This window comes from Providencia sp. PROV223 (assembly GCF_028479245.1).
In the GTDB taxonomy this organism is placed as follows: domain Bacteria; phylum Pseudomonadota; class Gammaproteobacteria; order Enterobacterales; family Enterobacteriaceae; genus Providencia; species Providencia rettgeri.
Genome location: NZ_JAMPNG010000003.1, coordinates 293,182 through 306,007 on the forward strand (window position 1 = coordinate 293,182; position 12,826 = coordinate 306,007).

Genomic DNA, 12,826 nt, shown 5'->3' on the forward strand with positions numbered 1-12,826 from the left:
TTGGTGCACCTGCGCCGACTTCCCCATATCTTATTTCAACTCACCTTTCTGGTACTTACCAGCGGCTTTAACAAAACCTGCAAACAACGGATGACCATCTCTTGGTGTAGAGGTGAACTCTGGGTGGAACTGACAAGCCACAAACCATGGATGATTTGGGTTTTCAATAATTTCCACCAGCTTGTTATCTACTGAACGACCTGCAATTTTCAGGCCCGCATCTTCAATGCGTTTCAGCAGTAAGTTGTTCACTTCATAACGGTGGCGGTGACGTTCAATAATGGTTTCTGAACCATACATCTCACGTACAAGGCTACCATTCACTAGGTGGCATGGTTGACTACCAACACGCATTGTTCCACCAAGGTCGCTCTCTTCTGAACGCACTTCAAGGTTACCCTCTTCGTCACGCCATTCTGTAATCAGCGCAACAACTGGGAATTTACAATCCGCTTTAAATTCTGTTGAATTTGCATCTGCCATATTGGCCACATTACGTGCAAATTCAATCAATGCAACTTGCATACCCAAACAAATCCCTAAGTAAGGGATCTTGTTTTCACGTGCATATTGAGCAGTCAGAATTTTACCTTCAATACCACGCTCACCAAAACCGCCTGGCACTAAAATAGCATCTAAATCTTTTAGTAACTCAACACCACGCGTTTCGATGTCTTGTGAATCAATCAATTTGATATTCACAGTTAAACGGTTTTTCAATCCACCGTGTTTTAATGCTTCAATTACAGATTTATACGCATCTGGTAACTCAACATATTTACCAACCATTCCAATGGTGACTTCACCTGCAGGATTAGCTTCTTCGTAAATAACTTGTTCCCACTCAGATAAATTAGCTTCTGGCGCATCAATGCGGAAACGGTTACAAATGTACTCATCCAAACCTTGTGATTTTAACAAGGCTGGAATTTTATAAATTGAATCAACGTCTTTGAGAGAAATAACCGCTTTCTCTGGCACATTACAGAACAATGCGATTTTTGCACGTTCATTTGCTGGGATCACTCTGTCTGAGCGACAGATTAACACGTCTGGCTGGATACCAATTGACAGCAATTCTTTCACAGAATGTTGAGTTGGCTTAGTTTTCACTTCACCAGCTGCTGCAAGGTAAGGCACTAATGTTAAGTGCAAATATAAAGTACGCTCACGGCCGACTTCTGCAGCCATTTGACGAATCGCTTCAAGGAATGGCAATGATTCAATATCACCCACTGTACCACCAACTTCAACCAAAACAACGTCATGGCCTTCGCCACCACGGATGATGCGGTCTTTAATTTCATTAGTGATATGAGGGATAACTTGAATTGTAGCGCCTAAGTAGTCGCCACGGCGCTCTTTGCGCAGAACTTCAGAGTAAACACGCCCAGTCGTAAAGTTATTACGACGAGTCATTTTAGTACGGATGAAGCGCTCATAATGACCCAAATCTAAGTCAGTTTCAGCGCCGTCTTCTGTAACGAAAACTTCCCCGTGTTGGGTTGGGCTCATTGTGCCTGGATCTACGTTGATGTAGGGATCCAGTTTCATAATAGTCACATTGAGTCCACGGGCTTCGAGTATAGCCGCCAAAGAGGCTGCGGCAATGCCTTTACCCAGAGAGGATACGACCCCGCCGGTCACAAAAATATAATTAGTTTTCATGCTGAACCTGAAAGTTTAGGTTTAAAAGATGATGGATATAACAGGACGGGAAAACAGTATACCCGAACCTTAATTTCGCTACAAATGTTCTAAGCATAATAAGGCTAAATTTCATCAATACTCTAATATTATCAGCAAGTTAAAAGCGAAAATTATTTATCGCTTCAAAATTAGTCATCTTTGTCTATTTTCATAGATTAACACAGTTCAAATGCAAAAGCTAAATCCTTTCAGCTCATTGTATGGTATAAAAAATGCGATTCTGCACTAACTTTGATTTTGAATAACTATTTACTCTACTTGTCGCTATTTAACACCTCAATATTTCACGTCACCCATTATTTTTGAAGCTTTGTTTGGTGCTATTGAATGAAGTGCTTTTAGAACAAACCAACAACCGCCAGATTTTAAAACAACTAATGGTTTAAACAATTGCAGACAAGGTTCGCATTACAGCTAGGCGGCAAGAGAGGATATCTTCGGGGAGCATACACTAAGTATGTGACCCGAGTAGCCGAACGCAGCCAACAACGCTGTAGTGCGAGGCCCGACGAGAATTGGCTCTATATAGTTCGTGCTACAGCTAGGCGGCAAGAGAGGATATCTCGGGGAACATACACTAAGTATGTGACCCGAGTAGCCGAACGCAGCCAACAACGCTGTAGTGCGAAATATGACGAGCCATTTTATTCTTGGCTCTTAACCTGCTGCCAAAGTGCCTCCATCTCATTAAGTGTAGCACTTTCTGTCGTTTTACCACTTTCCGCGAGGCTTTTTTCGATTTGGCGAAAACGACCTTCGAATTTGTTACACGCTTTTTGCAACGCTATTTCAGGTTTATAACCTAAATGGCGTGATAAATTCACGGTTGCAAACAATAAGTCGCCAATTTCCTCTTCTAAGCGCGACTGGTCAACAACCGCCTGAGTGGCTTCTTCCATTACTTCTTCAAGCTCTTCATGAACTTTACCAACAACAGGGCCTAGCGTATCCCAGTCAAAACCAACTGACGCACAACGTTTTTGAATTTTATAGGCTTTCATTAGTGCTGGGAGTGAATTTGGAATATCATCTAGCACAGAAAATTGCGATTTTTCAGCTCGCTCTTTGGCTTTTCGTTTTTCCCATCCCTCAATCACTTCTGTGCTACTCAGTGTATTATTTGCATCGAAAATATGAGGGTGGCGATGTTCGAGCTTATCACTAACAGATTGGCAGATATCGCTAAAATCAAAGAGTGATTTTTCATTCGCCATTTGCGCATAGAAAACCACTTGGAATAATAAGTCTCCCAACTCACCTTTTAAGTCGCTAAAATCTTCACGTTCTATCGCATCAAGCACTTCATAAGTTTCTTCAAGCGTATAAGGCGCAATAGTTTTAAATGTTTGTACCTTATCCCATGGGCACCCTGTTTGCGGATCTCGAAGCTGCTTCATAATTGATAATAAACGTTCGATTTGAAGATTTGTCTGACTCATTGTATTAACCTTTAATTTTTTTGTTTCTAGTTGTCCTTTATCCCAAACTTATCAGAGTTGATGAGCAATCGACAAATTTTTCCCAAAAAAATAAATTTTTGCTAACTAACTCATGAAGAAACAGAAGTTGTATAGAAAAGAATAATTAAAAACATGAAGAGAGGGATTTTTAGAATATAAATATACCGATTTTCAAAATAGTTTGAATTGTAGGTAGGCGGCAAGCGAAGATATCTCGGGGAGCATACACAAGTATGTGACCCGAGTAGCTAAGCGCAGCCAACACCCCTACAACTCAAAATATGAAGAAAATCACTGAGAATGACGCTTTGCTTCTATAACATCCGCCAACTGATTCAGCTTAGCTAACACCCGACTCAGCACCTCAATGTTATACAGCTCAATAGTCATATCTATCGTTGCCAGTTGCTGTTTTACATCGCTGCGGCTACTGACACCAAGCACATTGACTTTCTCATTTGCTAATATTGTCGTGATATCACGCAGCAGGCCGCTGCGGTCATTAGCAATAACTCTAACCACAAGAGAATAACCACTCGAGTAGTTTTCTCCCCAAACTGCATCTATTACGCGTTCTGGTGCATGGCTTTGTAGTTCAGCTAATTGTTCACAGTCTGCACTGTGAATGGAAATACCTCTTCCTTTCGTGATAAAACCGACAATTTCATCCCCTGGAATTGGCTGGCAGCAGCGTGCAATATGGTGCATTAGGTTACCAACCCCTTCAACCACCACTCGGCCGCTACTATGAGATGGTGCTCTTGGGAGTGAAGACTTACTTTCTAATGTCTTCATTGCCGCACGGTCTTCTTCTTCGGCAGTGGCTTTGTTAAATTTGCTCTGCAGGAAATTCACTAATTGGTTGATACGGATATCACCGCCGCCAATTCCTGCCAAAACCTCATCCAATGAATGAACATTGTAGCGTGCGATTAGCAGTTTTTCTGCTTCACGAAGGCTAATATCAAGCTGTGATAGTTCGCTATCTAAAATTTGACGCCCTGCAAGGATATTTTTGTCTCTATCTTGTTTACGGAACCAATTTTGGATTTTAGCTCGCCCACGGCTGGTTGTGACATACCCTAAGTTAGGGTTTAACCAGTCGCGGCTTGGATTTGGATGCTTTTGAGTAATAATTTCAATTTGATCGCCCATTTGTAATTGATAGCTAAATGGGACAATACGCCCACCTATTTTTGCACCAATACAACGGTGGCCGACATCACTGTGAATATGATAAGCAAAATCAAGCGGTGTCGAGCCTGCTGGTAAATCCACCACATCCCCTTTTGGGGTAAAGACATACACTCGGTCATCAAACACTTGGCTACGAACTTCATCTAGCATTTCGCCAGAATCTGCCATTTCTTCTTGCCATGCAATCAGCTTACGTAACCATGCAATGCGGTTTTCGTAACTACTGCCTTTACCAATGCCAGTCGCGCCTTCTTTGTATTTCCAATGGGCCGCAACTCCCAGCTCTGCATCTTCATGCATTTGGCGGGTACGAATTTGAATTTCAAGCGTTTTGCCGTTTGGCCCTAACACCACTGTATGAATAGATTGATAACCATTAGGTTTTGGGTTCGCCACATAGTCATCAAACTCATCAGGAAGGTGGCGAAAATGGGTATGTACAATCCCTAATGCAGCATAACAATCCTGCAAGCGTTCAACAACAATACGCACCGCTCGCACATCAAACAGTTCATCAAATGCCAATGATTTTTTCTGCATTTTACGCCAAATACTGTAAATATGCTTAGGCCGGCCATAGATATCAGCTTGAATATTCTCTTTTAACATGTACTTACGTAAGGTTGTTACGAAAGTATCTATATACTCTTCACGGTCAATACGACGTTCATGGAGGAGCTTTGCAATTTTCTTATATTCATCGGGATGCAAATAACGAAAACAGAAGTCTTCTAACTCCCATTTTAACTGCCCAATTCCTAGGCGATTTGCTAGGGGGGCATAAATATTTGAGCACTCTTTAGCCGCTAAAACGCGCTCATCTTCAGTGGCATCTTTGACTTCACGTAAATGTGCAATTCGTTCCGCTAGTTTAATGACAACGCAGCGAAAATCTTCCACCATCGACAATAGCATACGGCGAATATTATCGACTTGTGTCGAGCTCGTTTCACTCGATTGCGTGGCTTTGAGTTGACGAATCGCATCCATTTCCAGCACGCCTTTAACGAGTTCGTGAATGGATTGACCAAACTCATCAATAACTTCTTGCTCTTCCAACTTCCCCTCTTCCACTAAAGGAAAAAGTAAAGCTGCTTGTAAGCTGCCGATATCCATACTTAATGTCGATAGGATTTCGGTCATTTCAATACCGCGCCACAGTAACAGAGGGGCGATTTCTTGTCCGGCTAGTTTATCGTGACAATATTGCCAGGTATGGATGAGCTTTTCTTCTGATTGTTTATTGCTCAATCCCAGACCGTTAACCCACTTTTCTGGGGCAAACTCACCTGCTGGGGTAAGATGCGCACTTCTTACTGCAACCATATATTCTCCCTACCTATTAAACCTCTGGGCGACGGATAAATAACGCCATTGACTCTAAATGGCTAGTATGCGGAAACATGTCTAGCATCCGCAACTGTAATAACTGATAGCCCCCATCAAGTAAAACTTTGCTATCTCTTGCCAATGTTGTGGGGTTACATGAAACATAGACAATTTTTTCTGGCATCAGTTTAATTAAATGTTCCATAACACCAGCGGCTCCAGCTCTAGCGGGGTCTAATAATACTTTATTAAAGCCATGAGCCGCCCAAGGTTGTGTGTGTATCTGGGCTTCTAAGTTTTCATTATAGAATGTCGCATTACAAATAGTATTGAGCTGTGCGTTATTTCGTGCCTGTTTGACTAAATTTTCCACACCTTCAACACCCACAACGGATTTCACTAACCGTGCGATAGGTAATGTAAAGTTACCCATTCCACAAAAAAGGTCTAATACCCTATCTTCACTGTTTAGATCTAACCATGCTAAAGCTTGTTCTACCATCAACTGGTTAACTTGCCCGTTCACTTGAATAAAATTTAATGGGTTAAATTTTAGTATTTCCCCAGCAACTTGATACTCAGGTTGTGGCGAATTTGGTGACAGAGCTTGTAAGTTTTCATCATTACCCGCTAACCAGATAGACACTCCGTGCTGATTTTCAAAATTGCTTAACTTTTGAGTATCTGATAACGAAAAAGGTGTTAAGTAACGAATCAATACAATTTTGCTATTGTCTGCGTGAATAAGCTCTACGTGGCCCAATTTCGCTTTATTACTGAGCTGGTTAATGCATTCAGAAAGTGGTTTTAATAAGATATCCAAATCAGGAGATAATATAGGGCAATTTTTTATATCAACTAATGTGTTAGATTGAGATTGACGAAACCCCATAACGACATTTTTACTTTTAGGCTGATATTGTAGCCCCAACCGAGCTCGGCGACGGTAGCCATATGACTCACCATAAATCACCTCGGCACAGGATATATCTTGCAATGTTTCGCGTCGCATCAGATAAGCTAAAGCATGAGCTTTACTTTCTCTTTGTAGTGCAATGTCAACATGTTGCTGTTGACATCCCCCACATTGGTTAAAATAACGGCACCGTGGCTTTACTCTTTGAGGGCTCGTGCTCAAACGTTTAATTACCTTCCCTTTAGCAAACTGCCGTTTCTCTTCCGTCAATTCAATTTGGGCTTCTTCTTCAGGCAATAAACCTGTTACAAAAATGGTTTTTCCTTCGATACGAGCAACACCTTGCCCTGCGGCATCAAGGCTATCAGCTACAACCGTGATCTGGCGGCGTGGAGTGGTACGGCGATTAGGAGAGTAAAATTGAGCCATAAAATAGTCACTACAGAATATTAAGTTATAAAAATCATGATTGCCGAGTTTTCAATTTTAATGCGTTGTTTTTTTTCGCTAATTAATCAAGGAAAACGAGCAGGCTATTATACCTGCTTTCCTATCATTTGATTGACTACTTTTCTATTTTTATTAAGCTATTCAGTTATTATATCAATTGCTAACCATAAATTTACGATATTCTTCATAGGCATAGTGGTCTGTCATACCGCTAATATAGTCTTGAATCAAACGAGCTCGATAATAAAACTCAAGTATAGATTTATCTGCTTCATTCGTTGCAGAAATTTTCTCAAGTGCTTCCGTGTAAGATAAGCGATGCTTATTAGATAATTTATGGAATAACCTCGTTTCAATGAAAAAATGCTTGTGGTAATTTTTGTCCACGAGGTCAGCAAAATCGCTTCTATCCATCATCAGTAGTGGACTATAAAAATCTAATAATCCACTGATAATTCGATAGCCTTGTAGTTCTAACTCTTCAACTTCATGGTGGTTAAATACATGTTTAAAAGCCACTGTTTTCAGTACTTTTAATAGCCTATGCTCTGGACTTTTATCTTCTAACAAAGCACTGTTAAAAGTGCCGTTATAAATTTCGGGTAGATTCTTAATGAATTGTTGTGCGCTATAATGAGACAATTTTCCTGTGATATTTACGCGCAAATACATAAAGAATTGATCTTGCTGAATACGTCTTGTGTGGTTGTCACTGATATTATTGAAAGCTCGCATAATGGTTTGATCGAATAAATCATTTTGTTCAATATCTCCCCACTCTGCTTTTAAATACTCAATCAACTGCTCAACAGTAAAAATGCCTTTTTCCGCAGCGTCATCCAAATCAGCAATGCAATATGAAATATCATCAGCCGCTTCCATAATATAGGACAGCGGGAAACGGCAATATTTTTCCATATCGAGCTTTTTGGTTAGCTCACTGACAAAGTCCACCTCTGACCAATAATAGCCTGGTTTTTTCATCAAATAATCAAACTCAGGGGGAATTGGCTCCAAATCATAAGCTCCACGCGTATATTTTAAGATAGAGCCAACTTGCGCATAAGTTAAGTTTAGTTTGAGTAAGCGATGCGCCATACGTAACCCTTGCGCATTACCTTCAAATGAGCATAAATCCTGTTTTAATTGACGGCGGAATAAATCTTGCTTTTCATTTCCAGTTAACTGTAATGCAGGTATTTTGCATGGATCAGGGGAATTCGGAGTAAATAAGTAACTAGGCGATAGTAATTTAGTAAACCACCGTTGAATTGCTGCCTCACCAAAATGCCCAAATGGTGGATTGCCAATATCATGCATTAAGCAGGCCATTTCGACTAAGCTCTCAAAAGCATCACACCGTTCATCTAGCCCATAAGGTTCAAGCAATTTTTTCTTTTTTAGTTCGCCTAAAACCGTTTTACTGATGTAACGGCCAACCTGCTGTACCTCTAATGAGTGAGTTAAGCGACTGCGAACTGCTGCATTTTGCTCTAAGGGAAAAACTTGCGTTTTTTGTTGCAAACGGCGAATGGCAGCTGAATTAATGATCCTCCCGCGGTCACTTTCGAATAAGCGATTAACCGCATCTTCATCTTTAGGTGAAATTTTTTGGTTTTTCGCACTGCTCATGTAGTTACGCTGAAAGTTTAACTTCTTAACAAAATTAATCTCACCCACTCTGCCACCTTCCCTATCTCGATTGATGCTTCATTATATAGCCTAAATATAGGAAAAAAACTTCACGACTCACCTTTCAATGTTACACTTCGTGCATCTTTGTAATTTCGTTGTCTAAATCCGAGTTGTTGCAATTAAAATTGCGAACCCACTCGAAGAATACAGCAATAACACAATAAAACATTATCGTCCCTAGTCAAAATATTGACACTAATAGTGCAAATTGAGCAGGGAAAAGGAGACAAAATGAAAGTTGGAATAATTGGTGCCATGGAACAAGAAGTGGCGATTTTGCGCTCGCAAATTGAAAACTGCCAAACTATTAACCGCGCTGGCTGTGAGATTTATACAGGTCAAATTAATGGCGTTGACGTTGCGTTATTGAAATCAGGTATTGGTAAAGTCGCTGCCGCAATCGGCACAACATTGTTACTGGAGCATTGCCAACCAGATGTCGTGATTAACACAGGCTCCGCCGGTGGGCTAGACCCTCGTTTAAATGTTGGTGATATCGTGGTTTCTACTGAAGTTCGTTACCATGATGCTGATGTGACAGCATTCGGTTATGAACCTGGCCAAATGGCACAGTGCCCACCCGCTTTCGTCGCGGATACTAAACTGATTGAAGTTGCTGAGCAGTGCATTCAGCTATTGGATATGAACGCTGTTCGTGGTTTAGTTTGTAGCGGCGATGCTTTTATTAATGGTGCTGAACCACTGGCTCGCATCAAAGCGATGTTCCCGCAAGTTGCGGCAGTAGAAATGGAAGCCACCGCGATTGGCCAAGTGTGTCACCAATTTGGTACCCCGTTTGTCGTTGTCCGTGCCATTTCAGATGTGGCTGATAAGGAATCCCACACAAGCTTCGATGAATTCTTACCCGTTGCTGCCCGTCAATCGTCATTAATGATCACTGCAATTTTATCCAAACTCGCTTAATAATTCTCATAAAAAGTATAACTAATTGTTAGTTATACTTTTTTAATATCACGATGAATTTTGTTATGAAAAGAATAACGCATTATTTCTCTCTTACTATTACCTTATTATGTGGTTTATTGGTGGCTTTTTCGGCACTAGGAGCGGCAAAGCAACGCGTTATCAGCTTATCACCAGCCAATACTGAGCTTGCTTATGCAGCAGGGCTTGGGGATAGCTTAATTGCGGTCAGTGCTTACTCCGATTACCCAGAACAAGCTAAAAAACTAGAGCAAGTCTCTGATTGGCAAGGCTTAAATGTAGAACGTATTATCGCACTAAAACCTGATTTAATCCTCGCATGGCGAGGAGGCAACCCCCAACGCCCTCTTGATCAGCTTGCGAATCTCGGCATTCCAATTATTTATTTTGACCCTCAAACCATTGATGATGTCATTAATTCAGTCACTGAGTTGGCACAATACAGTCCAAACCCAGAGTTTGCACAACAAAATGTGGGAATAATGCGCGCTAAGCTAGCGCCTTATCAAAATACAAAAATTTCTAATAACAAACCTAAGAGAGTGTTCATTCAGCTCGGCTCTCAACCTCTATTTAGCGCTGGTAACCATACGCTGCAAAATGATGTCGTCGAGTTTTGTGGGAGTGAAAATATTTTTGCTAATAGCTCAGTTCAATGGCCACAAGTCAGTCGTGAGCAGGTACTCACTCGCAAACCAGATGTAATAATCATGACGGGCTCAGCAGAACAGGAAAAAGCAGTGAAAGAATTTTGGCACTCCCAGCTCAATATCCCAATAATCCGATTAAATGAAGATTGGTTTCACCGTGCAGGCCCAAGGATTGTGAACGCAACCGAACAACTGTGTGAACAGTTAAACTCACTATCCAATTAAGAATTAAGAATTAAGAATTAAGAATTAAGAATTAAGAAAATTTTCTAAATAGTTCGAGTTGTGGCAAGGAGGCAAATGAAGGTATCTCGGAGAGCATACATAAGTATGTGACCCGAGTAGCTGAATGAAGCCAACACAGCTACAGGTTGAAGAAGAACTCAATAATTATCTAAATCATTCGGCCTGTAGCAAGGCGGCAAATGAGCTAGAACCTAGGAGCATACAAAAGTATGTGACTAGGTCTAGTGAATGCAGCCAACACAGCTACAGGTTGAAGGATGACGAGAATTAGACGCTGAAGGACGAACCACACCCACAAGTAGACTTAGCATTGGGATTAGTCACAATAAAACGCGAACCTTCCAAACCTTCGGTATAATCAACACTTCCACCGACTAAATATTGTAAACTCATTGGGTCTACGACAAGAGCAACACCTTGCTTTTCAATTGTCATATCGCCTTCGTTGATTTGGTCATCAAATGTGAAACCATATTGGAAACCGCTGCATCCGCCACCAGTGATATAAACACGCAGACGCAGATTTGGGTTGTCCTCATCAGAGACTAGATCTTTAACTTTAATTGCTGCCGCATCAGTAAATTGCAAAGGCAGAGCTGCATCATCACTCATTTTTTACTCCAAACCGGTGACCGGTAAATTCATGCGTAGGCTAAAACCTACTCAGATCAATTAACCTAATTATCCGCCACTTGACTAAATGGTTCAAGTGTTGTTAAGCAATTAGACACATTGTGCATATCTTCGTATCAATATTTGGTTTAATTGGTGTGGTGCTTTAGAATGAGGGCAATTTTTTTCTTAGCCTCTTTCTGGAGCCCTGCGATGTCACAATCTGAAAAACTTTACGCACAAGCAAAAGAACAAATCCCTGGTGGTGTAAACTCCCCTGTTCGTGCTTTTAATGGTGTTGGTGGAACCCCATTATTTATTGAAAAAGCGGATGGCGCTTATATTTATGACGTTGACGGTAAAGCCTATGTGGATTACGTTGGCTCATGGGGACCGATGGTATTAGGCCATAACCACCCTGAGATCCGAGATGCTGTGATTAAAGCGGTCCATAAAGGGTTAAGTTTTGGTGCACCGACTGCCGCCGAAGTTGAAATGGCTGAATTAGTTTGTGAGTTAGTGCCATCTATGGATATGGTACGCATGGTGAATTCAGGTACTGAGGCAACCATGAGTGCAATTCGTCTGGCTCGAGGTTACACAGGCCGCGACAAAATCATCAAATTTGAAGGCTGTTATCATGGCCATGCAGACTGTTTATTAGTCAAAGCTGGTTCTGGGGCGCTTACGATGGGTGAACCAAACTCCCCAGGCGTCCCCGAAGATTTTGTAAAACACACATTAACTTGTACCTATAATGACCTAGCTTCAGTTCGCCAAGCATTTGAAAATTATCCAGAAGACATTGCCTGTGTGATTGTTGAACCTGTTGCTGGAAATATGAATTGCGTACCACCAACGGCTGAGTTCTTACCGGGTTTACGTGCGTTATGTGATGAATTCAATGCCGTACTCATCATTGATGAAGTCATGACTGGCTTTCGCGTCGCATTAGGTGGAGCACAAGATTACTATGATGTTCAACCTGATTTAACCTGTTTAGGTAAAATCATCGGTGGTGGTATGCCTGTAGGTGCCTTTGGTGGCCGCCTTGAAATTATGGAAAAACTAGCCCCAATTGGGCCTGTTTACCAAGCGGGAACCTTATCTGGTAATCCTGTCGCGATGGCTGCTGGTCTTGCTTGTTTAAAAGAAGTCTCTCAACCGGGTGTGCACTCACGTTTAAATGAATTAACAGAAAAGTTAGCTCGTGGTTTAAAACGTGTTTCCCAAGAACAGGGTATCCCGATGGTTATCAATCACGTCGGTGGTATGTTTGGTATTTTCTTCACCGACGCACCAACAGTGACTTGCTACCAAGATGTGATGAAGTGCGACGTTGAACGCTTTAAGAAATTTTTCCATTACATGTTAGAGCAAGGCATTTACCTTGCGCCTTCTGCATTTGAAGCGGGTTTTATGTCAATCGCCCACAGTGATGAAGATATTGAGAAAACAGTTAAAGCGGCAGAAACAGCGCTGATGAAGATCAAAACGAATTAATTCATATTGAAATTACGGAGGTGAAATGTTACCTACTTTCACCTCTATTCTTTTGCATCGGTAGAGAAAGATTGGATAGCCACCAGTTGCAGCCTTACACCACAATTTTCTAA

The 12,826-nt window shown here is 41.3% G+C and carries 9 protein-coding genes; 3 read left to right on the plus strand and 6 right to left on the minus strand.

Translation table 11 applies throughout. The features are described 5' to 3' along the window. Nucleotides 1-30: 30 nt before the first annotated feature. The 5 genes from pyrG to dgt form a co-directional block, all read right to left on the minus strand. Nucleotides 31-1,668: a glutamine hydrolyzing CTP synthase gene (gene pyrG, locus PR767_RS06250; protein ID WP_004913671.1), complete on the minus strand. Its 1,638-nt coding sequence runs from the start codon at nt 1,666-1,668 to the stop codon at nt 31-33. A 686-nt stretch (nt 1,669-2,354) separates the two neighbouring features. Continuing rightward, nucleotides 2,355-3,149: a nucleoside triphosphate pyrophosphohydrolase gene (gene mazG / locus PR767_RS06255; protein WP_109912054.1), complete on the minus strand. Its 795-nt coding sequence runs from the start codon at nt 3,147-3,149 to the stop codon at nt 2,355-2,357. Nucleotides 3,150-3,461: 312 nt separating this feature from the next. After that, nucleotides 3,462-5,693, minus strand: coding sequence for a GTP diphosphokinase (gene relA / locus PR767_RS06260; RefSeq protein ID WP_004913677.1), 2,232 nt, complete (start codon nt 5,691-5,693; stop codon nt 3,462-3,464). Nucleotides 5,694-5,709: 16 nt separating this feature from the next. Next, a complete protein-coding gene (rlmD, locus tag PR767_RS06265) occupies nt 5,710-7,041 on the minus strand; it encodes a 23S rRNA (uracil(1939)-C(5))-methyltransferase RlmD (protein WP_110732209.1) in 1,332 nt (443 codons plus the stop codon). Between the two features lie 174 nt (nt 7,042-7,215). Then, entirely contained in the window at nt 7,216-8,742 is a 1,527-nt protein-coding gene (dgt, locus tag PR767_RS06270) for a dGTPase (RefSeq protein WP_109912052.1), read from the minus strand. A 246-nt stretch (nt 8,743-8,988) separates the two neighbouring features. On the opposite strand from dgt, the gene mtnN reads away from it, so the two are divergent. Continuing rightward, nucleotides 8,989-9,681 (plus strand): 5'-methylthioadenosine/S-adenosylhomocysteine nucleosidase, encoded by a 693-nt coding sequence (mtnN, locus tag PR767_RS06275; protein WP_115166792.1) that lies wholly within the window; start codon nt 8,989-8,991, stop codon nt 9,679-9,681. A gap of 65 nt (nt 9,682-9,746) precedes the next feature. Further along, the gene (btuF, locus tag PR767_RS06280) at nt 9,747-10,577 is read left to right on the plus strand and encodes a vitamin B12 ABC transporter substrate-binding protein BtuF (protein ID WP_272520023.1); all 831 of its coding nucleotides are present in this window, start codon (nt 9,747-9,749) and stop codon (nt 10,575-10,577) included. 288 nt (nt 10,578-10,865) lie between these two features. Here btuF and erpA read toward each other — a convergent pair whose 3' ends face one another. Next, nucleotides 10,866-11,210, minus strand: coding sequence for an iron-sulfur cluster insertion protein ErpA (erpA, locus tag PR767_RS06285; RefSeq protein WP_004260480.1), 345 nt, complete (start codon nt 11,208-11,210; stop codon nt 10,866-10,868). Nucleotides 11,211-11,423: 213 nt separating this feature from the next. On the opposite strand from erpA, the gene hemL reads away from it, so the two are divergent. Next, entirely contained in the window at nt 11,424-12,713 is a 1,290-nt protein-coding gene (hemL, locus tag PR767_RS06290; protein WP_004913690.1) for a glutamate-1-semialdehyde 2,1-aminomutase, read from the plus strand. The last annotated feature ends 113 nt before the right edge of the window (nt 12,714-12,826 follow it).

Excerpts from the sequence above, each read along its gene's own strand:
- pyrG (WP_004913671.1), bottom strand. The coding sequence starts at position 1,668 with ATGAAAACTAATTATATTTTTGTGACCGGCGGGGTCGTATCCTCTCTG.
- mazG (WP_109912054.1), bottom strand. The coding sequence starts at position 3,149 with ATGAGTCAGACAAATCTTCAAATCGAACGTTTATTATCAATTATGAAG.
- relA (WP_004913677.1), bottom strand. The coding sequence starts at position 5,693 with ATGGTTGCAGTAAGAAGTGCGCATCTTACCCCAGCAGGTGAGTTTGCC.
- rlmD (WP_110732209.1), bottom strand. The coding sequence starts at position 7,041 with ATGGCTCAATTTTACTCTCCTAATCGCCGTACCACTCCACGCCGCCAG.
- mtnN (WP_115166792.1), top strand. The coding sequence starts at position 8,989 with ATGAAAGTTGGAATAATTGGTGCCATGGAACAAGAAGTGGCGATTTTG.
- btuF (WP_272520023.1), top strand. The coding sequence starts at position 9,747 with ATGAAAAGAATAACGCATTATTTCTCTCTTACTATTACCTTATTATGT.
- erpA (WP_004260480.1), bottom strand. The coding sequence starts at position 11,210 with ATGAGTGATGATGCAGCTCTGCCTTTGCAATTTACTGATGCGGCAGCA.
- hemL (WP_004913690.1), top strand. The coding sequence starts at position 11,424 with ATGTCACAATCTGAAAAACTTTACGCACAAGCAAAAGAACAAATCCCT.